Here is a 26,361-nt window from a genome sequence, read left to right as displayed (position 1 = left end):
CAGCTCGAGCGAGACACTTCGAGCCATGATCTAGCGACACGTCGTCGCGAAAGGAACGGGGTTCATGTGGTGGGACGTACTGCTGAGGAAGTCGATGCCATCATCAGCAAGGCCGACGACTGGAGAGGCGAGCTGTTGTCACGCGTCCGTGAGGTAGTCCTGGCCGCCGACCCGGCCATCAATGAGGATGTGAAGTGGAGGAAGCCTTCGAGGCCGGAGGGGGTGCCGGTGTGGTCCGCCGACGGCATTGTCTGTATCGGCGAGATGCTCAAGAATGCCGTGCGGCTGACGTTCCCGAAGGGAGCCCAGCTGAAGGACCCGAAGCAGCTCTTCAACGCGCGCCTCGACAGCAAGAGCGTCCGCGCCATCGACTTCCGCGAGGGTGAGCGGCTGCCGGTGGCTGCTGTGAAGGCACTGGTTCGCGAGGCGGTGCGCCTGAACGCCTGACACCTGGATCGATCCCGAGACGCCGCGAACCCCTGGCCGTTGCGCGGTCGAGCACTCCACGGACGACTCAGCCGCGTGACAGATGTCCGATCGGGGCATCGCCGTTCGTCGCCTCAATGAGACCCCGAACCGAGCGCCCAGCACCTTCGCGCCCTGACGTCAGGACTTGGTGCCGTGCTCACGGGTCGCCGCACTTTCGAGGTCGCACAAGGGTGGGGCGGAAACCACGCGTGGGACCGGCATTCGTCCTCGCTCACGAGGTTCCGGCCGGGTGGCCACGACCCGACTCGACGGTCCATTTCGTGACGGACGGCATCGAGAGTGCCGTGCGGCAGGCGAAGGCCGCCGCAGCGGGAAAGTCCGTCGGAGTCCACGGTGCCGACACCATTGCGCAGTGCCTCAATGCCGGCCTGCTCGATCAGATCCACGTCGACATCGCTGCCGTTCTGCTGGGATCCGGGGTGCGACTCTTCGACCACCTCACCGCCACGCCCGCCAGGCTCGGCAACCCGACCGTTGTCGCTGGCGTAGGCGTGACCCACCTGCGCTACCCCGTCCTCAAGGACAACTAGCCCCACCGCTCGTACCGGACGCGAGGCGGCCCGACCGAGACATGCACGCCCCGAGCCCGCGGACCCGGCGACCTGGCGCCGCATCCGGGCGCATGGCCCGCCGCTCGCCGTAGGGTGGACCAGGTCGGTTCAGTCGAGAGGATCGCGCCATGGACCCTGCCCGCTCTATGAGTGAATCCACCCGGGCTGCCTTGAACCACAGTCAGATCATCGACCTGACGACCACTGGCCGACGGACCGGACAACAACGGCGCATCGAGATCTTCCTGCACCACGACGACGACCAGCTGTTCATCACCGGGATGCCCCGGGCCGACCGGACGCGTGACTGGATCTACAACATCGAAGCTGATCCTCGCGTGGTGATTCACCTGAAGAAGACGGTCGTTGTCGACGTGCCGGCGACCGCCCGAGTCGTCACTGACCCTGACGAACGCCGACCCTTCATCGAGGCGGCCGCCAGGCGTTGGCGTCGCACGGATGTGGCGGACATGCTCCGGCACAGCCCGCTCATCGTGTTGTCCGTCGGCGACCCCGCCGACCAGGCGGGCGGGTAGGGCGGCTAACGCCGTTGGTGCTGGACGAGATCCTCGAGCACCTCGTCCAGCCTGGCCACCAACGAGATGTGGCCCACCCCGTGGAGCAGGTGCGGCCGGGCGCCAGGCACGTGCGCGGCCAGCCACTCACCGTGGCTCCACGGCACCATGAGGTCTTCACTGCCCTGCCAGACGGCCACTGGCACCGTGATGGACGCCAGGTCGAAGGCCCACGGTTCGCAGAAGGCAAGGTCGTCCTCGACCCAGCCGTCGCAGCCGGCCCTGACCGCCTCACGCGCCATGGCCGCGATGTAGTCGGCGAGTGGTCCCTCGAGGGCCGCAATGTCGGGTGGGCTGAGCAGTCCGCCGAGCGCCTCGACGATCTGCTCCCCGGTGACGCTGCGATAGGACTGCGCCATCTCGTCGATGGCCGGGGCGAGCACCTCGCGTCCCCTCGACGCCAGGGTGAACTCCTCGACGTTGTCCTCAGCCATCCTGGAGAGGAAGTCCAGGTCGGGTTCGTCGGAGGGAGCCGCGCCGGCGATGGTCGCAACCCCCAGGCACCGATCCGGCAGCAGCGCCGCGCAGGCGAGAGCGTGGGGTCCGCCTCCTGACCAGCCCAAGGACACGAAGTCGCCGATCCCCAGGGCGTCGAGGACCGTGGCGCTGTCCGCCGCAGCGTCCGCGACGGTTCGTCCCGGCTTCGGCGTGCTCGATCCGTAGCCCGGGCGGCTGTAGGTCACCCAGCGCAGTTCAAACCTGCGCGCGGCCTCGATCCCGGCGGGCCAGGGCACCGCGCCCCCGGGTGTCCCGGAGTGGTAGAGAAGCGCCAGCCCGTCTCCGCCCGAGTCGAGCACGTCGAGGGCGCGCCCGTCGGGTGTCGTCACCGTCCGCGCCGAGGCTCCGGCAGAGGTGTCAGCCATTCATCCACGCTAGAGCGTGACTCTCGAGACCCACGCCCGAACAGGGGTCGCGTATGCCGTGCGACCCCTCGTCCGCGCTGCGTGGCGGCGCCTATCCGGGAAAGTCGGATTCGCTCATGCCGTCGGAATGACCTGCGGGCCATTGCACCAGCTCGATGCGATAGCCGTCGGGGTCGGTGACCCAGGACGTCCAGAAGTCCTGCGAGCCATCGGGCGAGCTGGGCGGTTCAGCAGTGACTCCCTCGGCGGCGAGATCAGCGACGGCGGCGGTCATGGACTCGACCTTGATGACGAGGTGGCTGAGCCCCTGAGGATGGATCGGGCCGCTGTCGGGACTATGGACGAGCTCGAGGGCCACGAACTCGTCACCCGGGAGCTTGAGCATCGTCAGGCTTCCGAGCTCCGTCTCGGGCACGGTCCCAACCACGGTGTAGCCAAGGGCGATGTAGAACGCGAGCGAACGCTCCAGATCCGTGACCCGGAGCCCGACGTGCAGTGTTCTCATGGGGCCGTCCTCTCGATCTGCGTGATGGAGTATGCCGCCGCGCGGGCAGACGCGCAGGCCCTGGACGCCGACCTGCGTCACCGAGGCCACGGCCTAGGGCCAACGGGCCGTGAGGTAGGCGATCACCAAAGCGCCCAGCGACACGACCACGAACAGTGCTCCGACCTGCGACTCCCTGGTCCGCCGCGCCGAGACGTCGCGACCAGACCGTCCCGGCCCCGACAGAGAACCCCACACGATCAGACCGATACCGACCACGAGCAGCACGCAGATGCCGGTCCAGAAGTAGGTCATCGGCCGACCTCGTTCGGGCCACAATCCCCACAACTCGGCCACTGGTCTGCCATCGACCCACGATCGCACGACCAGGACGCCAGCACCATGCCGGGCCCCGCGCCGGGCCCTGGCGCCGGACCGTAGTTCCGGACCGTAGCGCCGGACCGGCTCGGGCGGACACGCGTCAGGGCGCCCACGAGCCGCGTTGGCCGGTCGTCGCGTCAGCTGCGCTCCGCCGCGTTGGCGCTGCCGGCAACGCCGCGGCCGGCGTCGAGGTAGGTGAGGAACCGATGCTCGACGGCGTTGGCACTGCCGGCGGCGTCGAGGTGGCTGAGAGACCGATGTTCGACGGCGTTGGCGCTGCCGGCAAGGCCGAAGTGGGCGTCGAGGTAGCTGAGAAGCCGATGCTCGACGGCGTGGTCGCCGCTCGCAGCCCCAACCGACCCCCCAGGGTTGGTGTGGGCTGAACTGACGGCCGGCATACATGCGGCAGCGGACAGGACTGCTGCTGCCACAACTCCCAGCCTGCGACCTCGAAGCGAGTGGCTCTGGATCTTGTTCACCGTGTACATGAGTCCACCTCCTGTGTGGCACCGGCCTGGCGGCCGGCATGCGCACAGACTGTGAGGTGGCGGTTGCAGCACGGTTGAAGCCCCGGTTGCAGCCCTGGTTGCAGCCCTGGTTACAGCACGACTGACGCCGCGGTTGCCGCAGGTCGGAGCCTCGCCGACGGCTAGGTACAGACGTGTTGGTAAGGACGGTCGCCGACGTCGCGCTGCCACTCGGCCTGCGTGATGTCGGCGCCCGCGAGCGCGCACGCAGTCCGGATGAGGTCGTCCGGCGTGGCGCGGAGGTTGAACCAGCGCTGCAGGTCGGTGGTCGGCTTCGAGACGTCCGCGGCGAAACCGACGACGTCGCTGTCCGGTGCGTAGAACGCCAGGACGCCGCTGCTGGCGTCGGCGACACTGACCGAGAACGGCGCAGCGACCCGGTGCAGGCTCGGCACGTCCCAGAAGCTGATGGACCCGCTGGATCCGGATGTGACGAGGGTGCGGCCGTCGGGCGCGAACATCGCCGTTCGCAAGGACCCGGGTTCGACCGGTCCGGGGCTCGCGACGACGCTGAGGCTCGCCGCGTCGTACAGAGTCAGGGTCCCGTCGTACGTGCCCACGGCCAGGTACCTGCCATCTGGCGACCACTCGCTCACGGTGGGCCCGCGGTTGTCGCCCATGCTGATCTGCGACAGCGTCTGCCCGGTGCGTGGATCGAGCAGCAGGAGCCGCTGGTTGGGGGGCCGCGTGTCGTTCGGACCCAAGGCATCGGGGCCGTTCTGCGCGTGGGGGCCGGTGTCGATCCCGCCGACCAGCAGCCGTCCTGCCGGGTCGAAGCGCCACGGGTCGGCAAGGATCCGGTCGCCGTCGGGTGGTGCGAAATGCACGTCGAAGCTGCGCAGGTACTTCCCGGACGGGAGCGCGAACACGCCGATCTGGGTTGCGTCGAGGGTGCAGTACGCGGTTCGCCCATCCGGCGCGATCGCCGCCATGAGATCGAGGGGTATGCCGGTCTGCCGGGGCAGGTCCAGCTCACCCACCCGTGCGTGGCGCACCAGGTCCCAGATCTGTATGAGGTTGTGCTGCGTCCCGTCCCCAACCGACAGTAGGCCGATCGTGCCGTCAGCGCTGCCCACGAACTGGTTGATGTACTCGCTGTCCGGCAGGTTCGGCGACCACTGCTCCCAGGTGCCGCTCGACAGGTCCGCCCGATAGAGGTTCAGCTTCGACTCCGGAACCGAGCCTTCTTGTGGCGTCATGCCGAGGACGAAATGGCCGAACGTCTCACCGCGATCAGGCGTCGAGATGTCGGGGCCCGACTCGGTCACGAGCCGCGGGATCGAGCTGATGCTCCAGGACACCAGGTTGCTGTCCAGGCCGACGGTGTAGAGGCCCGTCGGCGTGGTCGTTCCCGTCCAGGCCAGGCCGTATGACGGACCGGAATGTCCGGCCAGGGACTCGACCTGCGCACCGTCGGTGGTCCGGTACACGGCAACTGCGCCGCCGAGCCCCGTCACCGCCAGCTCGGCGCCGTCCGGCGAGAAGCCGAAGATGCCGACGTCCTGGGCCTGAGTCGGGAGCGTCGTCCGTGCGGGGCCCGCGCCGCTCACGCGAACGATGTCTATCCGGCGCCCGTCCGACCTGTCCTGGACTGCCACATGGGACCCGTCCGGCGACATGGCGAAAAGCGGCTCGCTGTCGGCCCCCGGCGGCAGCGTCGCTGGAACGTGAGCTATCGGCCGAAGGTCAACCCACCTGCGCACCTCGACCGACCCGTCCGCCCCCCCGACGGCCAACGACGACCGGCCGGCGGCCACGACCTCGGCACCCTGCGGAACAGCGAACTGCCTCGGCCGGGCGGTCCAGTCCCTGGCGTCGAACACGTCGACCACGACGCCACCCGAGACCTTATGGGACGTGACCTGGACCAACCAACGACCGTCCGCCGACAACGCCGGATCCAGAGCGCCGGCCGTCGTGAGCACCCGTACGCGGCGACCTGTGGCGACGTCCACGATCGAGAGCCGGCCGTTGTCATCCTCGTTTCGATCGGGCCCGTACGTGATGATCTGCCTGCCGTCGGGGGTGAGGCCCGACATCAGGAAGGCGTGCAAGCTGAACTCCGCGACCTGGTGGCGGGTCGCCGTCTCGATGATGTGGACGTGGCGCCGGTTGTCGAGCACCGCGACGCGGGTGCCGTCCGGCGTTGCCACGACGGCTTGTGGCCGATGGTCGATCTGGATCCGCCACAGCGCCGACTCGTTGCGCTCGACTGCAGACAGCAGCGCACCGCGGGAGTCCGTGGAGTCCTGGAGGCGGTAGGACGCCGCGGCCAGGAGGCTGGACGTCGCGATGTCCGGCGCCGTGAGAGACAGCGCGGCCAGCCGGCGGCTGTCCGCCGTGAGCGCCGCGGACAGCGCACTCGCGGCGGACTCGTCGGCGGAGGCGCGCTCGTGCAGCGCGACGCCGACACCGACGGCCGCGAGGGCGACCATGGCAGCGAGCCCGACTGCGACGGCGCGCAAACGGCGCCGCCCCCGGGCCTCGCGCTTCACCTGGTCGCGGACCGCCGTGAGCTCCGCATCGGCCGCCGCCTCGGACGCGTCGAGGAACTCCCCCTCGGCACTGGAGACGTCATCCGGGTGTCCGACACGCCACTCCAAGGCGGCCTGGAGCCTCGCCCCGCGGTACAGGTCGGTCGATGGCCGGGCGGCGTTGTGCCACGCTCGCGAGGCGACGTCGAGATGGTCGAGCAGCGCAGCTGCCAGGACCCGCTCTTCCAGCCATCCTCGCAGCCGCGGCCAGTGTGCGAGCAGCGCATCGTGGGTGATCTCGACCCGTGCCTCGGTGATCGTCACCAGCCGGGCCGCCGCGAGCGCCGTCAGGACGCTGGCCGTGTCCGCGTCGGGCGGCACGTCGCCGCGGCGCATCGGCCTGCGGATCCACGTGTCACCCTCACGCCCGGCAAGTCTGACGAGCAGCCGGCGGGCGTGGGTGCGCTCGGTCTCGTCAAGATGCAGGTAGACCTCCTCGGCGGTCGCCTCCACGGCGGATGCGACCCCGCCGCCACGCTGGTATCCCTCCAGCGTGAGGGCATCCCCGGCCCGGTTCTCCCAGGTCCGGACGAGGGCCGCAGACAACATCGGCAAGGCTGCCGGCTGCCCGGCGACGTCGTCGAGGACCCTGTCCACCAGCGCTTCCTCGACCTGCAGCCCGACCCGCCGCGCGGGCTCGATGACGACGCGACGCAGCTCGTCCTCACGCAGCGGTCCCACGAGAACCGTGCCGGCCTGGGCATGCCGTGCGAGCCGCTGCAGCTCGGCGAGCCGCCCGTAGAAGTCGCCCCGCAACGCGAGGACCGCCCGGCCGCCGACGGCGACGAACTGCTCGAGCCGATCGACGGCGACCCGCCGCTCCAGCACGGACAACCGGGTGAACAGCTCCTCCGCCTGGTCGAGCACGACGAGATCCAGCTCAGCCGTGAGCACGGCCGCCAGGTCATCCACCGGCGTGACCACCGCCGAGCGCCACGATGCCGACCCAGGAAGGGCGCCGGCCCGCAATGCGGCGACCAGCCCGGCGCGCAGCGCGGACGACTTGCCCGTGCCGCTGGCACCGACAACGACGACGAGGTGGCTGTCCGCGAGACGGCCGACGAGCTCCGCGGTCAACCGCTCGCGCCCGACGAACAGCTCGCTGTCCGCATCGGTGTAGCTCGCCAGACCGCGGTACGGGCACACGTCGCGCTTGGGTGCGAGCAGGACCGGAGCGCGTGGTGGAAGCGGTCCGAGCAGGTCCAGGTCCTGACGCAGGATCCGCATCTCGAGCTCACGCAAACCGGGCCCCGGGTCGATGCCGAGATCCTCCGCGAGCACCGTGCTGGCCCGGCGGTAGGCGCCGAGCGCGTCTGCCTGTCGGCCGGCGCGATAGAGCGCGACGATCAGCTGCTCCCAGCCGCGCTCCCGATACGGCGCCGCCGCCAGCCGCTTCTCGAGGTCGGAGACGAGCTCGCTCGACTGACCGAGCGCAAAGGCGATGTCCGTGCGGTGTTCTTGGGCGTCCGCGCGCAGCTCGAACAGGCGCAACCGCTCACCGACCGAGAACGGCGCGTCGGCGAACTCCTCGTACGCCTCGCCACGCCACAGGACGAGTGCTTCGTCGAGCCCGGCAAGCGCGCGCTCCAGATCTGCCGCGGCCTGCGCCACGAGCGCGTCGCTGACCCGCATCTCGAACTGCGTCACGTCGAAGTCGTCCGGGCCCAGAACGAGCCGGTAGCCGGTCCGTTCGGTGACCAGGATCGCGTCCGACTCGTCGCGACCGAGATCGTGTCGCAGCCGGACGACGTGACTCTGCAGCGTCTTTGCCGCACTGCGCGGCGGAGCGATGCCCCAGACGTCATCGATCAGGACGTCCGGGCTGACCGTCCGACCGGCGCGACTCAGGAGGGCGCCGAACAGCAGTCGGCGCGCCCACCCACCGACGCTGACGATCGACCCGTCAGCGCGCTTGACGACCAGCGGGCCGAGCGCGCCGCACCACACAATCGGAATATAGCCTCGGGCTGCCTCCGCCGAGATCGACATCGCGAATCCGCCCCGAAGCCAGCGACACCCGCAGGGAGTGTGGAGCGTCGAGGTCGCGTGGGCGACCACAAACAGCCACTCCGTGCGAGTGGGGGTAGCGCACGAACTCACGCTTTCTGCGGCGAATGTCTGTGGGACGCGGGGCGATCGGGCGACCCGTGAGGCGCAATGTCTGGCCTGACGGTAATTGGGCACTTCGGGTGACATCACCCGGAAACCACGGGACAGTTGGTGGTGGGTAGTCACGTTCGCCGGGCGCCGTCAGTCGCGTTTGGCTGGGCGGACAGGGAAGAGCGACCATGCGCCGCAGACGTCAGAAGACCGTGAGCGAGCACCTCGATCTGATGATCGCGGGTCTGGACTTCGTCAGGGCGCCAACCTGGTCCGAGGCCAGACAGGTGTTGGACAGACACCCACAGCTGGTGAGCGATGCCGGAGTCCGGGCCATGCGGGATCTGGTCGAGCGTTGCAAGCAGGAGGACCAACCCCTCATGGCGCTCATGGTCGAACGCCACCTCGGTGTGATCGAGGCATGCCTGGCACGGGGCGTTGATGCAGCCATTGCAGATGTCGCTTCTCGGTCGAAGGAGCCTCAGCATGGCCCGGCGCTCCAGCTTGCGGCAGCGGCACTGTTCAGCGCGTCACCGGATGACCTCAGGACACTCATCGCGCAACACCCCGAACTTCTGTCGGATGACGGACTCGATGCGCTCGAAGAGGCCGTCGCCTTTGTCCGTGAGGGAGGCGACCTCCGTGGGATCGAGGCGGCGCAGACTGCGCTCGACCTCGTGAGGCGCAGCCGGCAGGTCGGGGTCGACGCGGCGTTCGCCGAGTTCGGGGCGGTAATCGAGGGCGACCGGCAACAAGCCGGCATCTGGCTTGACGAGCTGGCCGCACAGGTCAGGCAGGCCGTGGAGCAGACGGCCGCATGCGTCGAGGCGGGCGACCTGTCCGCGTGGGACACCTGCATTGCCGCTTGGGACAGTCTGCTGAGTCGTAGCGCCGAGCGGGACCGCCGAGTACCGACCTTCGTGCTCTTCCAGGCAGGGATGGCCTCGACGATGCGGTACCAGCAGTCACACGATGCAACGGATCTCGACCGGACGGTTCCGCTCTGGCGCGAAGCCGCCGAACGTGGCGATCTCGACACCGAGTCCGCCGACGTCCTGCTTCCCGGACTCGCCGAGGTCTACAGCGAGCGGTTCCGACTCCGCGGCGACGCCGCCGACAGGGACCGTGCCATCGCCGTTCTGGATGGGGTTCTCGACGGCTCCAAGGCGACCAAGACCCGGTGGCTCGCGGAGCTGGCCGCCCTGCTCGTCGATCGGTATGAGAAGGAAGCCGACCCGGACTCGTTAGGTCGCGCCATCGAGCTAGGCACGGCTGTAGTGACACGTGCCCGCTCTGGGTCCGACGAGGACAGGCTCGCCCTGCTCCGCCTGCCCTCGGGTCTGCGAGCGCGGCTGGTGGACGGCGACCAAGCCGAGGCTTCGGTTTCGTCGACACGTGTCGCAGCCGACGTGCAGGAACCGCTTCTTCTCCTGTTGTCAACCGAGAGCTGGGATTCGGTGGCGGCACTGCTCGCGCAGCACCCTCGCCTCCTCGACCCCGACGTCGAGCAGCATCTGCGCGAAATGGCAGGCTTGGCGCGCCTTTCCGGCGATACCAACGCCGCGGCGTTGACGGATCGTCGTCGCGAGTTCGTCGTGCGCTCTCGTGAGATCGGCATCCAGCAAGCCGTCGCGGAGTTCGAGGCGGCTGACCAGAGCCTCAGAGCAGTGCTCTTCGAACTGCTTCGCGCGAGAACTCCCCGCGAGCTCGCAGGCATGGCCGCGGCTCACCCCGGCCTGTCGGCATCGCTGGCGATGGCCTACCTCCAGCAGCTGGTGCAGGCGATGCGGGCCGAGGGCGACCACGTCAACGCCGGCGCGGCCACGGAGCGCGCTGAGATCCTCGAGTCATGGCGCGTCGGTGACCGTTTCGTGCCACCGACTCCGCCCGGCCGCGTCAAGTCCGCCGCAGCTCAGGTCGCGGCACTGCTCAGTCGATGGGAGACCACCGATGACCCTGACCTGCTCGACGAGGCCATCCGGGTCGGGGAGGCCGCCCGTGCGGATGCGGCATCGGCCAATGCCGCGCCGGGTGATCGGGCGGCCCTGGCGAACCAGCTTGGCGTGACCTACGCCCAGCGCTCCCGGGCTCGTGCGAGTCGATCGGACATGGACGCCGCTGACTCGCTACTTGCCGAGGCAGTAGCGCTGGCCCCCGCGGCCAGTCAGGAGCGGATCGACGCGTTGCTCAACCAGTCCAACGTTCTGAGGCATGGCGATGCCAGACAGCTCCGGAGAGCGGAGGAGAGCCTGAGGGCGCTGCTGGACGAGATGAAGCACGACGACACAGACCGGTCGCTGGCCATGTGGAACCTGGCCAACATCCTCGACGAGTCCGAGCCCTATGACCCGGGGCGCCAGAGCGAAGCGGTAGTCCTGGGTCAGCGTGCCCTGGCGTTGACCCCGGCAGACTCTCGGCATCACGTCGGACGTTTGACGGGCTTGGGTGTCTTTCTCCGGCACCGTGCCGAGCACGCAGGTAGCCTCGATGACCTGCGGCGCGCAGAAGCCCTGCAAAGGCGGGCAGTAGCTGCCGCGCGGGATGAAAGCGCCGAAAGGGCTCTCTGCCTCACCGCGCTCGGGCATGTCTTGAGGGATTTGTCGGTGATGCAGGGCGACGCGGGCTCGCTCGAGGGGGCGATCTCGGCCTATCAGGACGCTCTCGATACGAAGGCAGCCTCCGTCACCGTCCGGGCGCGAGCCCTCACCGGGATCGGTAACGCGTTCATCGAGAGATATCGGCGGCGCGGCATGCCGGAGGATCTCGAGAGCGCACGAGAGGCCGTGACTGAGTCACTGGCCATCGACCCACGCCCGGAGTCGGGTGCGATCCATGCCATGTCCGTTCTCGCCGGCGCGATCACCACGACCCAGGGTCCGGCGGGGTTGGACACCGCGATCTCGCTCCTTCGTGGCGGGTTGCATGCCGCTACCGAAAACATCGAGCTGGCGACATACGGACAGGTGAATCTGGCCGGGAGCCTGGTAACTCGATATGCGCTGCACGGTGCCGAAGGGGATGCGGACGAAGCCGAAGCGCTCTTCGGTGCCGCTGCCCTCCGGACGGGAAAGGTCGGTGCGGCGGCCCGCGCCGGGCTCGGACAGCTACGGGTCGAACGGAACCGACGGGGGCGTGGTGATATCGACGACCTGGACCGCGGGATCGAAGACCTGCAGGCGGCCCTTCGCGGCACAGATCGGCGCGAACAGCTGAAGGTACGGGCCGACCTGGCAAGGGCGATGGTCGCACGGTGGGCGCGAGACCGCGGCGAGGACGACCGGGTCAGGGCCGCGTTGGAGTTCCGTGAGGTTCTGGCCGCGTCCGTCGACACCGCGCCAACCCTGGCGATCACGTGCGCCGTGCACTGGAGCAGCTGGGCTCTGGAGCGAGGAGCCTGGGCGGAAGCGGTCGACGCGACGGGCCGCGGGTTGACGGCGCTGGACACCGTCGTGCGCACCCAGCTCCGCAGGGATGCAAAGGCGGACTGGATCAACATCGCCCAAGGCCTTTCGAGCGTTGCGTCGCTGGCCCGACACGAGTCCGGCGACGAGATCGGCGGCGTCCTCGCTCTGGAGCAGGGCCGGGCGCTGATCCTGACCGAAGCTCTCGAGCGCAACCGGCTCGACCTCGAGGCACTCGAGAGCGCTGGCCATGCTGAGATCGCACTCCAGTATGCCGCTGCGGCGGAGCGCTGGCTGGCGCTGACTCGGGCAGACGAGGGCGAGCTCGCACGCGTCGACCTGCCCGGTCAGATCGCACAGGCGCGACGGGACCTGGAGAACGCCGTCGCCGAGGTCCGGACCGTGCCCGGACACGAGGGCTTCGGCTCGACACCCACTGCTGAGGATCTGCGCGTCGCGTCGCCGGACGAGTGCCTGGTCTACGTGAGCGCCTGCGCACCTGCAGGTGTCGCGTTCGTCGTCGGCTCAGATGACGACCTGCAGGCGCTGAGCCTGCCCGCCTTGACGCTGGACGCACTGCGCGCGCATGCCTCCGAGTGGAGAGCGGCATACCTCGGTCGATCCACGGATCGGCAGGCCTGGTGGCGAGCTGTCGACGGCACGACCCAGTGGCTCTGGGAGGCCGTCATGGAGCCCCTGCACGACAGGCTGGCCGAGGGCCAGGCTGTCGCGCTCGTGGCGAACGGGCTGCTCGGCGTGCTCCCTCTGCACGCGGCGTGGCGACGGGTCGACGGCATACCCCGGTACGTCGTGGATGACCGCGCGGTCCGATATGTGCCCAACGCACGAACGTTCGGAGAGGCACGACGCAGGGCGGACACCGCCGGCCCGGGTGGACTGCTGGCCGTCGAGGATCCGGAGCCGACAGGTCATGTCCGCCTGCCGAATGCGGAGTTCGAGGTGACCGCCGCCAGCCGGTACGTGTCGCCTGGTCCGGTGTGGCGACTGGCCGGGGCTACCGCGCGGTTGGACCGTGTGCTGGAGGTGGCGCCTTCGGCCCGTGTTCTGCACTTCTGCTGTCATGGAGAGGCGGATCCGGACACGCCACTGATGAGCGGCCTGGACCTGTCCGACGACGCCCGGCTCACCGCGCAGATCGTCATGAGCAGCACACTGCGAGCCCGGCTCGCCGTTCTCTCTGCCTGCGAGAGCGGCCTCGTCGGCACCGAGCTGCCCGATGAGCTCGTCGGGCTGCCGGCGGCATTCCTGGAAGCAGGTGCTGCCGGAGTCGTCGCATCGTTGTGGTCCGTCCCGGAGCTTGCCACCGCGGTCGTCCTGGAGGACTTCTATCGACGATGGCGCTCGGGCGCCGGGCAGGACGGAGCGGCCGCCCTGTGCGCCGCTCAGTCGTGGGCGCGGCAAGCGGGATACGAAGAGCTGCATGAACGCCATCCCGGTATCGCCGACTTCGACCCAGCAAGGATCCCTGAGGTTGCCCGGTCCCTGTGGCAGTCGGCGGCGCCGTTCCGCCGGCCTTGCGACTGGGCGGCCCTGACCTACGTGGGAGCGTGAGCGATGAACTCGGACGAGCTGTTCGAGGCCGCCCGGGCCGTGCGGCCCTGGTTGCCCGAGCTGGTGGACAGCGACTGGCAGGAGCTCGACGCGGCGCTTGCCCGCCTCTTGGTGGATCCGGCCGAGGATGGCGCCGGAATCGTCGCGCTGGTTCAGGCATACCCGGACGTCGGCGCCTGGGTGACCGAGTTCATGGCGCGTGGAGGGCCCCCCGCCATGGCGGACGTCGTGGAGAAGGGCGGCGGCGCCCAGTCGCCCCCTGGCCTCGGCGCCCTGCTGCTGCCCCCGCGCTACGCCTGCCCGGTCGACGGCGCATACGTGCAGTACGTGACTGCACCGAGCCAGCTCACGGCGTGCCCCCAACACGGCGTCGCTCTGGAACCGGCGCCACGATGAGCCTCACCGACATCCCCGGAGTGGGCACCTTCGCCGACGAGCTCGCCTCGAAGGCGGCGAGCCGGGTGACGAGCATCGGAGTGGCCGGGGCCGGTGCTTTCGGCGCGGTTGGCCTACTGGCTTGGGCGTACGGGCACGGCGGGATCAGCGGCGTGCCGGACCGCATCAGCAGCTGGCTCGAGGCAGGCACCACGAGCTCCCGACTGGTCATCCTGGCCGGCGCGCTCGTTGCCGTCCTGCTCGCCGGCTTCTTGTCCGAGACATTGGTGCTGCCCGTCCTCCGGCTGCTGGAGGGCTACTGGCCCGCCTGGCTCAACCCGCTACGCAGCCGTCTCGTCGGCCGTGCGCAAGGTCATGCCGAGCGAGACGCACAACGCCTCACCGTCCTGGCCGAGCAGGGTCACGATGGCGACAGCGACGAAGAGCTGCTGCACTTACTGGGGCGAATCGCGCAGCGACCCAGTCGAACTGAACTCATGATGCCGACCCGGCTGGGCAACCTGCTGAGAGCACATGAGACGAGGCCGGCCGACCTGTACGGTCTCGACCCGGTGCGTCTGTGGACACGGCTGTGGCTCTTGCTGCCGACGCAGGCCCAGGGAGAAGTCTCGGCTGCGCGGGGCCGGTTGGACGCCGCCGTGGCGGCCTGGATGTGGGCCGTGGTCTCCTCGGTGTGGGTCATCTGGGCGTGGTGGGCGCTACCGGCCGCAGTCCTCGTCGCGTGGGTCCTGCACCGTGGATTGCTCGTGCCCCGGGCAGACACGTACGGGGACATGGTCGAGGCCGCGTTCGACCTGTACCGAACGCTGCTGTACCAGGCGACACGCTGGCCGCTTCCTCAGAGCCCCACGTCCGAGATCGAGTGTGGACAGGCACTGTCGCGTTTCCTGGCCTACGGCTACGCCGAGACCGACGCACGCTATGCCGGCCAGGACACCGTTGCGCCAGAAGGCGCTTCGAGTGTCGCGGGGTCCACCGATGAGTGAGGCCGAATTCGCGGATCGGCTGCGCAACGCCTCCGACTCGGAGCGGGAAGACATCCTGGAGGAGATGCGTCGCGCGGCCGAGGAGTCCGGTGACCTGGAGCTCGTCAACCGGTTGGCGCTCGCTTATGCAGAGCTCGGCCGGACTCGCGTAGCGGCCGCCGTGTGGGAACAGTTGCTCGCCCTCGCCTCCGGAGAGCCGATTGCAGACGTCGCGCGTATGAGTCTGGGCACCGCCTACGACGCGCTCGGATTCGCTGCACTGAGCCGGTACCACTTCCTCTACCTCGCGGCCGAGGGCGCCTCCGATGAGCTCCGGGAGATCGGCAAGGATCAGCTGAGCCGACTTGACGAGGAGCAGGATGCCTTCGCTGCGGCGCGCGAACGCCACCGGCAAGAGTTCACGGACGCGCTGACTCGAGCCGAGCGGACCGCGGACCTCGTCGACCTCGAGACGGTGGGCACCCTGCTTCCAGAGTTCATCAGGGCCGAGCCAACCACGGACCGCATTGCCCGCATCAGGGGGCTGCTCGACGCGGCCGCGAGCCGATACCCATACTCCATCGGACTGCTTGTCGGGCTGATGTTCTGCGCCGAGGAGCTCAATGACCGGGCCGCTCTCGATGACGTGAACGGGCGTATGGACGAGGCGATCCGAGCAGGCGCTGCCTATGCATTTCCTGACGACGTGGCAGCGCTCCTGGCACGGCAGAAGGCGCAGGGGACCCCGACCGCCGCTGCCGCCCACCTGTTCAGGCTGGTTCAGGACCGCGACACCGGGTTGGCGGATGCGGCACTGGCCGACCTGGGCCAACTCGCCGATGACAGCCCGCGCGACGAGGTCTGGCGTTTCGCGTACTGCTTTGGCCTTCTTGCCCGCGGGCGAGCGAAAGATCTCCCAGCGCAGGTCCAGCGGCTGGTCTCTCTCGAGCAGCCCACCCACAGCTATCACTACAACGCGGGTCAGTTGTTTGTCGCGGCGGGGGACCTTGAACGCGGTAGGCGCAGCCTCCTGCTGGCCCTTGAGCTTGCCCGCGACGAGGACGACATAGCGGATGCCAAGGAGGCGCTTGCCACGTATGGCATCGACCCCTGACCGCCCGACGCCGCATACAGAGTCCAGCCGGGGATGGACCTGGTAGCCGAATCCGCGAACGTCGCCTACAAGGTCCCGCCGCGGCTGGATCTTGTGGCGGGCGCTTTGATGTCCAGATGAGCACGACATCGAGCCCGCCCGCCGACATGACTGCAACCTTGACCGTGATCTCGGGACGGCCCGGAACTGGCAAGACGACGCTGGCCACATCTCTCGTACGTCGCCTACGGGCCTGCTACCTGCGTGTCGATGCCGCAGAGACAGCGCTTCGACGAACCGGCCTGCCGGTGGGAGTTGAGGGCTATGCCGTCATTCACGAGCTCGCCGTCTCCAATCTCCAGCTCGGCATCGATGCCGTCGTCGATGCCGTCAACGCGGTCCCCGAGGCTCGAGCGGGATGGCGAGAAGCCGCCCACCGAGGCGGGGCTCAGCTGCTGCAGATCGTGACCTGGCTGCCCGACCCGCTCGAGCACCGTCGCCGCGTCGAAGCCCGAACAGCGGACATCCCGGACCAGCAGGTCCCGTCGTGGGATGAGGTCGAAGGCCAAGCTTGGGCGCCGTGGGATACCGAGCGTGATGGGCCGCGCACCCTCATCGAGACCACCGACTCCGACCAAGCCCTGATCGCCCTCCTCACCGTGCAGCAGCATTCCTGAAGACGTCCGCTATGAGCCGCGAACCGCTCACACGCTGGGACGTCACTGACGCGCAGAGGTCAAGCACCGATGAGGTAAGGACCGCTCAGCCGGCCGGTGCCTCCACGAGCCGTCGGACGCTCGGCAGCATCGCGAGTGCGTTGACCACCACCGAGTAGACGAGCAGCGCGATCGCCCAGCGGGTGTGGCCGGCGTCGTACAGGCCGAGACACGCGAGCCCGAACACGGTCACCTTCGTGACCGGGCGGACCACCGGGCCGCCATAGCGTGCCTTGGGCGAGGCGAACAAGGACCAGACCGCCATCGCGACCACAGGCAGTGCCCAGACCAGCAGCCAGGCCGGGTTGTGTTGCCAGCCCCAGACGCCGAACGCCGCCATTGCGAGCAGCTCGTCGACGAACACGAGGAACAGCACTGCCCAGCCGAACGCGACCACGTGCTGATCCTGCCCGAGCGACAACCGATTGAGGGACTATTCGCACCATCACGATGTTCTTCGTGCTCCGCTGAGCACAGCTCGCCTATTCGTCACGCAGGTCGCTCGACCTACTTACACTCTGTTGCTCACTCGACCGAGCGTCTGGCTCTGCGCGGGCACCGATCCTGCCCGTCGATGAAACACGTAGCCGATGAGCGCGCAAAAACCGTGTCGCCGTCACGGATCGCTCTTCGTAGGGTGCCTCTTATGCCGGCTGAGCTCGAGCATGAGGAGTCCCTTGAAGGCGGAAACGCGTCGCGGGGCGTCATCCGCGTGGGAGCAACGGTTCGTAAGCCGTGGCTGGCCACCACCGAACGCACCATCGGGCTTCATGGGCGCCTTGCACGAGCGCGGGATCGACCTCCCACGAGCTCACGGCCGGGACAACGAGGGCCGACTGGTTCTGGATTTCGTCCCTGGGGCTTTGGCGATGGACGGCGCGCCTCTGCACCTCGACCTCGTGAGGCGGGTCGGGGCTCTCGTGCGCGATATCCACGACGCGAGCGTCGATCTGCCCGTCCCGGACGACTGGGAGGTGATGATCCCCGCCGAGGGTCCGGACCTGCTCTGCCACAACGACCTTGGCACATGGAACCTCGTCGTCGAGGGGGACCGGCTCGTCTTCATCGACTGGGACGGGGCGGGCCCGAGCACGCGCCTGTGGGACTTGGCTTATGCCGCCACCGCGTTCGGCCACCTGTTTCCCGGCGCGGAGGTCTCCGAGTCCGCGGCCCGCCTCGCGGCCTTCGCCGACGGGTACGGAGCCGAACGGGACCTGCGCGAGGCCCTGCCAGCAGCGATGGCGAGGCGCGCCCAGGCCATGCACGAGCTGCTCCGCCGATCCCGCGAAATCGGCAGAGAACCGTGGGGAACCATGTACGTCGAGGGACACGGCGAGCACTGGGCCGGCACAGCGAAGTTCATCGAGGACCACGAGGTCCACTGGCGCGCTGCTCTCAGGACCGCACCGACTGCGACCTGACCTAGCCGCCGATCGCGCTCCATGCCAGCGACCGACAGCTCCATAGTCACGTGGAACGCAACGTACGGTGTCCTCCGTCACGACGCGGGCGGCCGCGTAGTGCTCCGTATGCCGCTCAGGTCGCAAGCGGGACGGGGCCACCGAGCGCGACGACCGGGCCTGTCAACCGCGGACGTCTCGGCGTCTGAGTCCCCACACGCCGAGCGCCACCAGGACCGCGACAGTCCCAGCCGCCACCCCCACCGCTGGGTAGGAGACGCCTTGCCGTAGGGGGTCGTGGGCGGCGAACTGGTAGAACGGCGAGAACCGTTGGAACGGCTCGAGCCAGTCCACCATCGCGCCGAGACCGTTGACGAGGTACGCCACCACAGCCACCGCGGCCGGCACTCCTCGTGCGAGCCCAACGCGCCCTGTGGCGGCCCCGAGCGCCAACGCCATGGCGCCAAACACCAGGCCGAGCAGCATCAGGTGCAACATCGCAGCAACCACCGCGCCGATCGGCAGGTCCAAGTCGAACAGCCGTCCTTCCAGCACGAGGGCCGCACCGGTCGCAGCGGCCAGAAGCGCAGTGCCGGCCACCATTGCAGCCGCCTTCTCCAGAACAACGCGGGTCCGGCTGACCGGGGCACCCAGCAGCAGGTCGATCGTGTGGTTCTCCTCCTCGCCGGCCACCGCGGCGGAGCCCTGCCCAACCGCATATGCGATGACCATGGCGGGGCCGACGAACGACATGAGCTCGATCTGGATGTAGCCCACGGGCGTGGTCAGGTCTGCGCCGGCACTTGCGAACAGGTTGCGGAACGCCTCCGGCATCTGGTCCAGGAAGTCGCTCATGGATGGCTGCCCCCGCAGGCTCGGCCAGATGGCGGCATACATCAGGACGATGAGGATGATCGCGGACAGCCAGCCCACGAGGCTGCGCCGCTGGTCGTTGAGCGTCTTGGTCAGCACGCTATGCAGCATGGTGGTCCCCCGTCCCGTAGTAGGCGAGGAAGGTCTCTTCCAGCTCGGCCTCGGTGCACGTCAGGTCCCGGAGAGTGTGCCGCCCCAGGGCCTTGACGACACCGTCCAGGGCGTCCTCAGGTGCACTACATGTCATGGTGTGGTCGGCCACCATGACGTCGCGAACATCCGGAAGGGAGGCGAAGTCCGCAGCATCCACTGGCTCCTCGAAGGTCGCGTGGATGTGGTGCAAGGACCGGCTGCGCAGCTGGTCGAGCCGGTCGACCGCGATGAGCTCACCGGACCGCAGGACCCCGACCCGGTCGGCCACCCTCTGGACCTCGCTCAGGACATGCGAGCTGAGCAGGACGGCCCCACCTGAGGACGCCTGCTCCCGGAGGAGTACGTGGAACTCCTGCTGAGCGAGCGGGTCCAGACCGCTGGTCGGCTCGTCGAGCACGAGGAGGTCGACCGGAGCCATCAGCGCCAGAACCAGGGCCAGCTTCTGCCGGTTGCCCCGGGACAGGTCTCGCGCCGGCCGGTCCAGATCCAGGACCAGACGCGCGGCAAGCTCGTCCGCCCGCGGGAACCATGCCTGGCCCCGGAGGCGGCTGAGGTACTCCACGTGCTCCCGTCCGGTCATCCGGCCGTACGTCGCGGGTTCGCCAGGGAGATAGCCGACCCGACGGCGTACCGCCACCGAGTCACGCCACGCATCATGCCCGCAGACGACCGCCGAGCCCTCCGTCGGGCGAAGCAGCCCCAGCAGGAGCCGGATCGTCGTCGTCTTCCCGGCGCCGTTGGGGCCGAGGTATCCGAACACCTCTCCACGCTCGATCGCCAGGGACAGCCCGCGCAGCGCCCACGGCCGGCCGAACCGCTTGCCCAACCCGGACGTCTCGAGCAGCAACTCACCTGCCATGCAACCAGTCAAGAGGCCCACAGGGCACGCGCACAGGGCCGAAAGGCCCTGTGCCCGTCGGTCGAGAGACTCACTTCCCCGGCCTGGCGACCAGCTCGCGGACTCGTACCCGACGATCAGTGATGACCAGACCGCGCCGGTAGATGGCCGAGGCAAGCCAGATGACACCGGCTGCGCTGAGGATGGCCAGCGTCATGGAGAAGAGGAGTAGGTAGGCGCTGGCCTCCCCCGAGGCCCAGAGGAAGGGCATGCCGATGGGGGACGTGAGCGGGAACACCGCGATCAGGAGGCTCCAGGGGCTGGTTGGGTCCTGAGTGGTCACCATGATCGACACCAGGTAGGCAGCGAGCATGACCATGACGAGGGGCATCACGGCGCTGCTCACGTCGGTCACCTTGTTGACGAGCGCGCCGCACGCGGCATACAGGAACGCGTAGAGCGCGAAACCGACCAGGAACCACGCCAGTCCGAGCGCGATGTCGCCAGCGGCGACGGGCGGCAGGCCGGTGTCGTCGCGGACTCTCACGGCGACGAGCACCGGGGTGGCCAGGACGAGGATCTGGGCCAGCGTCACGGTGCCCACGGCCAGAACGGTCCCGGCAAGAATCTGGCTCGGGCGCAGGACGACCAGGAGAACTTCCGAGATGCGGCTTGCCTTCTCCTGGGCGACTGCGGTCGCGATGGCACTACCGCCGAAGAGCAACGCCATGTAGAGCGAGATGCCGACGGCGAATCCCACGGCGGCGCGCTTCTCGTCGGCCGCGGGCGCGACCGTGACCTGTCTCGGTGGTTGGATGGACTGGAGGTCGGCTATCTGCCGGGGCGTGAGCCCCGCCCGGGTCAGCCGGTCCGCGACCTCGAGGCGCACGACGGCCTGAGCGACGACCACGGGGAAGGTGCCCGCGTTGTCGGCGGCCGCGTAGAGCACATCGTCGGTCAGACCGACCGTGGCATCGCCGGACTGGACTGCCGCGCGCACATCGTCGACGTCGGCCCGAGTCAGGTACTCGACCGTGAAATGGCCCTTGAGCTGTGCTGCATCCATGGCCGCGACCAGGCTCGCCGGCGCCTTACCGACGGTGGCCAGGGTGTATGTCGTGACTCCGCCGGCCAACAGCTGGGGCAGGATCACCGCTGCTGCGGACAGAAACAGCAGGACGACCATCACGATCTTGAAAGTCTTCGAACGCACATTCTCGACCACGCCCCGTTCCCAGACGAGACGCGTGCCCGACCACCAGGCGCGCATCACGACACCAGCTCGTGCTGCGGGCCCGATCGGGCAGCCTCGAGGAAAAGCTGAGAAAGGGTCGGCAGGTCCAGGCCGAAGTCCGTGACACGGCCGGCAGCGCGGGCGGCGTCGAGCACGTCAAGCGGGTCGGTCGCCGGCGGGAGGCCCAGACGCAGCGCGTCGGCCTCGTCGCTCACGACATTCACCTCCGGGAAGGCCTGCAGCCAGGCGCGATCCGCGGAGGCCAAGTGGAGTCTCAGCTGCCGCCGGCCAGAAGAGGCACGCAGCGAGGACACCTCACCTTGCAGCACGACTCGGCCGTTCTCGATCATGGCGATGTCCTCGCACAGGTCTTGGACGAGGTCGAGCTGGTGGCTCGAGAACAGAACCGTGCACCCGGCGGCGGTCCGCTGCCGAAGGCTCTCGGACAGACTTGCCACGGCGACCGGATCGAGGCCGGCGAACGGCTCGTCGAGGACGATGACCTCAGGCTCGTGGACGAGGGACGTCGCCAGCTGCAGCTTCTGCTGCATGCCACCGGACAGCTTGTCCGTACGGTCGTCCCATCGGTCCGCCAGGTCGAGCTCATCGAGCAGGTCGCGGGACTTCTGCTCCGCCATGCGTCGCGACAGCCCGTGCAGGCGCGCGAAGAAGATCGCCTGCTCTCCGACCTTCATGGCCGGGTAGAGGCCCCGCTCCTGAGGCATGTATCCCCAGGAGCGACGCGCGGCCCCCGTGACCGGCACGCCATCGCGCCAGACCGTGCCCTGTTGGGGCTGAAGAACGCCCAGGAGGATTCGGATCAGCGTCGTCTTGCCAGCCCCGTTTGGCCCGAGTAGGCCCGTCATCACGCCGCGGGCCACGCCGAAGGAGACGTTGTCGAGAGCGACTCGATCGCCGAAGGTGTGGCTGACCTGGCGCACGTCAAGCTCCGGCCCCGGGCACCGCTGGTCCGCCTTTGTGCCTAGCCGGCGTGAACCGGGCCAGAGGCAAGGGACTTCAATGGCCATCTTCCTCCATCCGCCGCTGCCCACTCTCGTCGCGGGCAGGTGCCTCGGCTAAGGCCGAAGGTCCCCTGGACCGCGTGGGATGGCGTGACCGGGACCAAGGACCTTGGCCTCTGTCTCCCTGATCCCGCCGGCCACTGGACTTGCACCAGGAGAAGGGAGCCCGCGATGTCAACCATGAGAACGCAAGAGGATGTCGCCCGCACATTCGGCGACGCAGGAGCACGCAGGACACTGTCTATCGCTGCGAGATCACCCCTGATCGCCGTCGCTGCGGTGTGGGTCAGCTCGGCGTTGCTGGCGATCTTCGCTCCGGACCTGGTGACCGGTTCGGACCATGAGCACCTGCCCATCGCAGCGATGACGGTGTGGCCCTGGACCTTCGCCGCCACTGCATACGTGCTCATGGCAGCTCGTCGATCCACCTCGACGATGCTGGTCTGGGGCACGATGGCGATCTGGGTGAGCATCTTCGTGGCCGGCATCGCGGCCCCCGTCATGGAGACCGGGACGGACCCCACTCAGATCCCGATCGCGGCACTCATCACGCCTCCGTTGGGCGCGCTGGCGACAGCACTCGTAGCGCTCCATGCGGCGACACACCCAGGCAGCCCCGCTCAGGGTGGCGTCCACGATGATCCCGGTGAACCGTGGGCTGCGCGATGACGCCCGACGAGGTTCTGTCCCGCGCGGGTGACCAGCTCAGCATTCGTCCGCTTCGTCCCGGCCATCGACATCACCGCACTCGCTGCCCTCGGCTTGGTCGCCGTTCGTGCTGTGATCCGCGCCAGTCGGCGGTGGAGCTCGCGCGGCTGACGACCCACGTCGACATCACCTAGTCCGAAGCCTTGAACCTGGGAGAGCGTCATGAAAGCACATGTCGGAGATCGCATCGTCCTGGCCCAGCCCACCGTGGCCGCTCCCGTGCGTGATGGCGAGGTGCTCGAGACCGGCCCGGGTGGCATCCCGCCATTCCTGATCCGATGGAGTAACGGGCACACCGGCCTGTTCTTCCCGGGTCCAGGTGCAGTGGTCAGCATCGGTGCCGCCCCGGTCGGCGCGCCGGACCGCGACCTGCCTGCGGCCGAGCCCGGCAGCGAAACGTCACAACCACCGGCCACGCAGAACGAAAGGCGCCGCGTGCGCGACTGGAACGTCCGGATCACGATCTTCGAGTCCGAGGACGACACCCACGCGAGGGTCGTTCTGCTGGCTGACTCGCCGAAGAAGCTCACCGCGGAGGGCGACAGTAGACGTGGCGACCACGACCTGCCCGTGCCGGAGATCGGCGACGAGGTCGCCGTGGCCCGGGCGCTCCGGCATCTCGCCGACCAGCTGCTCGCGACCGCCGAGGGCGACATCGAGGCGCTCACCGGCGAACAGGACGTCGCCGTACGTCCTACCTGACGCCCGGCGAAACGGCGCCGCCACAGGCGTGGCCTGGCACGACTGAGTGAGGATGCCGCGAACCCGGGACCTTCGACACTGCGGACCTCGGGGCGGCCGGAGCAGCATGAGGGTGGAGGTGATGGTCATGAGTCCACAAGGCCATGGAATTCCCGCAAGCGAGCTGCGGTCCACCACGCGGTCACGCCGAGCCCACACGCTCTCGGCTCGGATCCACGATGCGCGGCAGAGGCTGTTCGGCCGCCACCGCAGCGAGCCATCTCGGACACGCCACGCGTGACGCTGACGGCGACCGGCACATCACCGATGTGCCGGTCTTCTACACCTTGGCGGGGCATGTCGACCGCGATCGCGGATCGTCGCGCTGTCCCGCGGTTTCCAGGTGGTGTCGCTGCACGGTCACGCACTGCGGGCAAGCTGCTCCGGGACGAGCGCGAAGGCGCTCTCCTCCTCCTGGCTGTTGTGCAGACGGCAGATCGCATACAGCCCGTACAACAGCCGGCGCAGCTCGACAACGTCCTCCGGCTCGGCCGTCTCGCCGACATCGTCGAGCAACCGCCGCAGACGTCCGACCTGGTGCACGATCTCAGCGTGTGTCCGGCTCAGTGCCGTCGTTGCGGCCGACCCGCCGAGGGCACGCGCAACCAGTGGCACCAGGAGGTCCTCGTCGGCGCGCTCGTGCGGGATGAGCTCGCCCTCGAGCCTGGCAAGCAGGCCACGGACCGCCTCGACGTCTGGGTCGCGTGTCGACAGGGTGTCCGCGATGGTGCGGACCTGCTCGACCAGGGCGATCACGGCGTCATGTCCCGGGCGCAGGCTCTGGGCTGTCGCAACATCGACCGGGGACATCGCGATCGTGTGGATCCTGCCGGGAAGCACGCCGCGTAGCGCGACCCCGATGGCGAGGACGTCGATCGCTTCCTGCACGACAGCGCCGGCGGCCGGTGGCAGAAATCCGAACGCGGCGACGCCCATGGCCACCAGGGACAGGCCCATCCCGACGGCGGCGGCTTGCATCGCTATGCGCCGAGCCCGCTTGGCCACCAGGATCGCGTCTGCCAACGGGTCGACGCGGTCGACGGTGAGCACGACGTCGGCTGCTTCCGACGATGCCGTCGCCCCCCGGGACGCGAGAGCTACACCGACCGCTGCCGCGGCCAGCGCGGGCGCGTCGTTGACGCCGTCGCCGACCATGATCGTCGCGGTCGGGGCGCCTTGCTCCGACCCGCGGGCCTCAGCCCTGATGGCGGCGAGCTTTGCCGCTGGATCGCGTTCAGCGAGAACCGAGTCCACACCGACCACTCTTCCGACGGCCTGGGCCACGTCAGCTCGGTCGCCGGTGACCAGAACGACTCGCGCGATGCCGGCGTCGCGCAGTGATCGGATCATCCGCGGGGCGTCCGGGCGGACGGGGTCCTCCAGGAGAAACGCCCCTGCCGGTATGCCGTCGACGGCCGCGAACACGGTGAGCGAACCGTCCAGGTCAGCCCGGCGCCGCACTCGCCGCGCCCAGGCAGGTTGATCCCGTCCGACGATCCACGAGCCTTTGCCCAGCCTGACCTCGCGGTCACCGACGTACCCGCGCAGTCCGTAGCCGTGCTCCTCGACCACGTCCGTAGGCGGCTCGAGCGTGAGCCCTCGCGCCCGTGCCGCACCGACGATGGCGCTGGCCAGAACATGCGGCGACACCTGGTCGAGTGACGCCGCGAGCCTGAGCAGCTCGTCCGCGTCCACCCCGGGGACCGTCCCGTCGACACCAGGGTCGACGACGATCGAGGCAAGCGTCGGCCGGCCACGGGTGAGCGTTCCGGTCTTGTCGAACAGCACGACCCGGCCGGCCGCGAGCCGTTCCAGGGCGCCTCCACCCTTGACGACGACCCCGAGCGAGGCCGTGCGCGACAGGCCCGACATGATCGCGACCGGGACTGCAAGCAGCAGGGGGCAGGGCGTTGCCACCACGAGCACTGCCACCGCGCGAACGGGATCTCCGCTCGCCATCCAGGCGGCGGCTGCCACGACCAGGGTCAGCGGCACGAACAGCACGGCGATCCGGTCGGCGACGCGGACGAACGGAGCCGACGCGGCCTGAGCCTGTTCGACGAGCCGGACCAGAGCGGCATACGTCGACTCGGCGGCCTCGGCCGTCGCGACGACCTCTGCGGGTGACCCGGCGTTGACCACGCCGCTGCGTACGTCATCCCCCGCCGGGCGCTCGGCCGGCATCGGCTCACCCGTGAGGGCCGACTCGTCGAAGGTGCCGCTCACAAGGAGTCGCCCGTCGACGGGAACAACCTCGCCCGCTGCGACGACGAGCCGGTCGCCACGCCGCACCTGCTCGACAGGAATGTCCGTGATGCCGTCCTCGGTGCGGCGCCGCGCCCGGCGCGGGGCGCGGGCAACGAGTGCGCTGAGCTCGCGGCGTGCGCGACGCGCGGCCCGGGCCTCCAGCAGCTGTCCGGTGGCGAGCATGACCGCCACCATCGCGCCCGCGAACGGCTCGTCCACCCACAAGGCACCGGCGAGCGCGAGCACGGCAATCACATCGACCGTCGGCTGCCGAGCCCGAACGGCGCGCGCCGTCGTCGCGACCGAGACGACCAAGCCGAGGATCGAGCCGGTCACCCATAGTGTTCGAGCCAGACCTTCCGCGTGCGCGAGCTGCGCGACGATCCCAGCCAGAAGCAGCGCGGCCGTCGTCGCGAAGAAGGCGAATGGGAGGCGCTCCCGCAGCCAGCTCACATCTCGATCATCGCGACCGGTGTGGTGAGTGCCCGGGCCAAAGGT

General features: G+C 69.1%; 23 protein-coding genes. 12 read left to right on the top strand and 11 right to left on the bottom strand.

The features are described 5' to 3' along the window. Window positions 1-69: 69 nt before the first annotated feature. The 3 genes from ACWEOW_RS14295 (at window position 70) to ACWEOW_RS14285 (ending at window position 1,576) form a co-directional block, all read left to right on the top strand. Window positions 70-447, top strand: coding sequence for a DUF1801 domain-containing protein (locus ACWEOW_RS14295; protein ID WP_452269874.1), 378 nt, complete (start codon window positions 70-72; stop codon window positions 445-447). Between the two features lie 302 nt (window positions 448-749). Beyond that, entirely contained in the window at window positions 750-1,019 is a 270-nt protein-coding gene (locus tag ACWEOW_RS14290) for a dihydrofolate reductase family protein (protein WP_452269873.1), read from the top strand. Window positions 1,020-1,186: 167 nt separating this feature from the next. Then, window positions 1,187-1,576 (top strand): nitroreductase family deazaflavin-dependent oxidoreductase, encoded by a 390-nt coding sequence (locus tag ACWEOW_RS14285; RefSeq protein WP_452269872.1) that lies wholly within the window; start codon window positions 1,187-1,189, stop codon window positions 1,574-1,576. A 5-nt stretch (window positions 1,577-1,581) separates the two neighbouring features. Here the strand turns inward: ACWEOW_RS14285 and ACWEOW_RS14280 are convergent, their stop codons facing one another. From ACWEOW_RS14280 to ACWEOW_RS14260, 5 genes are all read right to left on the bottom strand, one after another. After that, window positions 1,582-2,478: an alpha/beta fold hydrolase gene (locus ACWEOW_RS14280; RefSeq protein ID WP_452269871.1), complete on the bottom strand. Its 897-nt coding sequence runs from the start codon at window positions 2,476-2,478 to the stop codon at window positions 1,582-1,584. Window positions 2,479-2,569: 91 nt separating this feature from the next. Beyond that, a complete protein-coding gene (locus tag ACWEOW_RS14275; protein ID WP_452269870.1) occupies window positions 2,570-2,983 on the bottom strand; it encodes a VOC family protein in 414 nt (137 codons plus the stop codon). Between the two features lie 93 nt (window positions 2,984-3,076). Continuing rightward, the gene (locus ACWEOW_RS14270) at window positions 3,077-3,277 is read right to left on the bottom strand and encodes a hypothetical protein (RefSeq protein ID WP_452269869.1); all 201 of its coding nucleotides are present in this window, start codon (window positions 3,275-3,277) and stop codon (window positions 3,077-3,079) included. Window positions 3,278-3,480: 203 nt separating this feature from the next. Continuing rightward, window positions 3,481-3,831 carry a hypothetical protein gene (locus ACWEOW_RS14265; RefSeq protein ID WP_452269868.1) on the bottom strand — a complete coding sequence of 117 codons (351 nt, stop codon included), beginning with the start codon at window positions 3,829-3,831 and terminating at the stop codon, window positions 3,481-3,483. A gap of 161 nt (window positions 3,832-3,992) precedes the next feature. After that, window positions 3,993-8,351 (bottom strand): nSTAND1 domain-containing NTPase, encoded by a 4,359-nt coding sequence (locus ACWEOW_RS14260; RefSeq protein WP_452269867.1) that lies wholly within the window; start codon window positions 8,349-8,351, stop codon window positions 3,993-3,995. A gap of 341 nt (window positions 8,352-8,692) precedes the next feature. Here ACWEOW_RS14260 and ACWEOW_RS14255 point away from each other — a divergent pair, with 341 nt between their 5' ends. The 5 genes from ACWEOW_RS14255 (at window position 8,693) to ACWEOW_RS14235 (ending at window position 16,608) form a co-directional block, all read left to right on the top strand. Continuing rightward, window positions 8,693-13,477, top strand: a complete 4,785-nt coding sequence (locus ACWEOW_RS14255) for a CHAT domain-containing protein (RefSeq protein WP_452269866.1) — start codon at window positions 8,693-8,695, stop codon at window positions 13,475-13,477. Between the two features lie 3 nt (window positions 13,478-13,480). Continuing rightward, window positions 13,481-13,873, top strand: a complete 393-nt coding sequence (locus ACWEOW_RS14250) for a hypothetical protein (protein ID WP_452269865.1) — start codon at window positions 13,481-13,483, stop codon at window positions 13,871-13,873. Further along, window positions 13,870-14,859, top strand: coding sequence for a hypothetical protein (locus ACWEOW_RS14245; protein ID WP_452269864.1), 990 nt, complete (start codon window positions 13,870-13,872; stop codon window positions 14,857-14,859). Before ACWEOW_RS14250 ends, ACWEOW_RS14245 begins: the two co-directional genes overlap by 4 nt. After that, window positions 14,852-15,952: a hypothetical protein gene (locus ACWEOW_RS14240; protein ID WP_452269863.1), complete on the top strand. Its 1,101-nt coding sequence runs from the start codon at window positions 14,852-14,854 to the stop codon at window positions 15,950-15,952. Before ACWEOW_RS14245 ends, ACWEOW_RS14240 begins: the two co-directional genes overlap by 8 nt. A gap of 116 nt (window positions 15,953-16,068) precedes the next feature. Next, on the top strand, window positions 16,069-16,608 hold the full coding sequence (locus ACWEOW_RS14235) for an AAA family ATPase (RefSeq protein WP_452269862.1): 540 nt from the start codon (window positions 16,069-16,071) through the stop codon (window positions 16,606-16,608). Window positions 16,609-16,693: 85 nt separating this feature from the next. Here ACWEOW_RS14235 and ACWEOW_RS14230 read toward each other — a convergent pair whose 3' ends face one another. Next, window positions 16,694-17,044, bottom strand: coding sequence for a YrdB family protein (locus ACWEOW_RS14230; RefSeq protein ID WP_452269861.1), 351 nt, complete (start codon window positions 17,042-17,044; stop codon window positions 16,694-16,696). A gap of 373 nt (window positions 17,045-17,417) precedes the next feature. Between ACWEOW_RS14230 and ACWEOW_RS14225 the strand changes: the two genes are divergently transcribed. Beyond that, the gene (locus tag ACWEOW_RS14225) at window positions 17,418-18,068 is read left to right on the top strand and encodes a phosphotransferase (RefSeq protein ID WP_452269860.1); all 651 of its coding nucleotides are present in this window, start codon (window positions 17,418-17,420) and stop codon (window positions 18,066-18,068) included. A gap of 162 nt (window positions 18,069-18,230) precedes the next feature. Here the strand turns inward: ACWEOW_RS14225 and ACWEOW_RS14220 are convergent, their stop codons facing one another. From ACWEOW_RS14220 to ACWEOW_RS14205, 4 genes are all read right to left on the bottom strand, one after another. Continuing rightward, the gene (locus ACWEOW_RS14220; RefSeq protein ID WP_452269859.1) at window positions 18,231-19,019 is read right to left on the bottom strand and encodes an ABC transporter permease subunit; all 789 of its coding nucleotides are present in this window, start codon (window positions 19,017-19,019) and stop codon (window positions 18,231-18,233) included. Window position 19,020: 1 nt separating this feature from the next. Continuing rightward, window positions 19,021-19,932, bottom strand: coding sequence for an ABC transporter ATP-binding protein (locus ACWEOW_RS14215; protein WP_452269858.1), 912 nt, complete (start codon window positions 19,930-19,932; stop codon window positions 19,021-19,023). A gap of 70 nt (window positions 19,933-20,002) precedes the next feature. Further along, window positions 20,003-21,124: an ABC transporter permease gene (locus ACWEOW_RS14210; protein ID WP_452269857.1), complete on the bottom strand. Its 1,122-nt coding sequence runs from the start codon at window positions 21,122-21,124 to the stop codon at window positions 20,003-20,005. A 56-nt stretch (window positions 21,125-21,180) separates the two neighbouring features. Beyond that, complete coding sequence (locus tag ACWEOW_RS14205) at window positions 21,181-22,086, bottom strand: ABC transporter ATP-binding protein (protein WP_452269856.1); 906 nt, start codon at window positions 22,084-22,086, stop codon at window positions 21,181-21,183. A gap of 252 nt (window positions 22,087-22,338) precedes the next feature. Here ACWEOW_RS14205 and ACWEOW_RS14200 point away from each other — a divergent pair, with 252 nt between their 5' ends. The 3 genes from ACWEOW_RS14200 to ACWEOW_RS14190 are packed head-to-tail and all read left to right on the top strand — an operon-like array spanning window position 22,339 to window position 23,577. Further along, window positions 22,339-22,836 carry a hypothetical protein gene (locus tag ACWEOW_RS14200; RefSeq protein ID WP_452269855.1) on the top strand — a complete coding sequence of 166 codons (498 nt, stop codon included), beginning with the start codon at window positions 22,339-22,341 and terminating at the stop codon, window positions 22,834-22,836. 27 nt (window positions 22,837-22,863) lie between these two features. Beyond that, complete coding sequence (locus ACWEOW_RS14195; RefSeq protein WP_452269854.1) at window positions 22,864-22,986, top strand: hypothetical protein; 123 nt, start codon at window positions 22,864-22,866, stop codon at window positions 22,984-22,986. 51 nt (window positions 22,987-23,037) lie between these two features. After that, window positions 23,038-23,577: a dsRBD fold-containing protein gene (locus ACWEOW_RS14190; protein ID WP_452269853.1), complete on the top strand. Its 540-nt coding sequence runs from the start codon at window positions 23,038-23,040 to the stop codon at window positions 23,575-23,577. A 399-nt stretch (window positions 23,578-23,976) separates the two neighbouring features. Here the strand turns inward: ACWEOW_RS14190 and ACWEOW_RS14185 are convergent, their stop codons facing one another. Next, window positions 23,977-26,316: a heavy metal translocating P-type ATPase gene (locus ACWEOW_RS14185; protein WP_452269852.1), complete on the bottom strand. Its 2,340-nt coding sequence runs from the start codon at window positions 26,314-26,316 to the stop codon at window positions 23,977-23,979. Window positions 26,317-26,361 lie beyond the last annotated feature (45 nt).

The organism is Monashia sp. NPDC004114, assembly GCF_053603855.1.
This window is presented reverse-complemented; position numbering and strand designations above follow the sequence as displayed.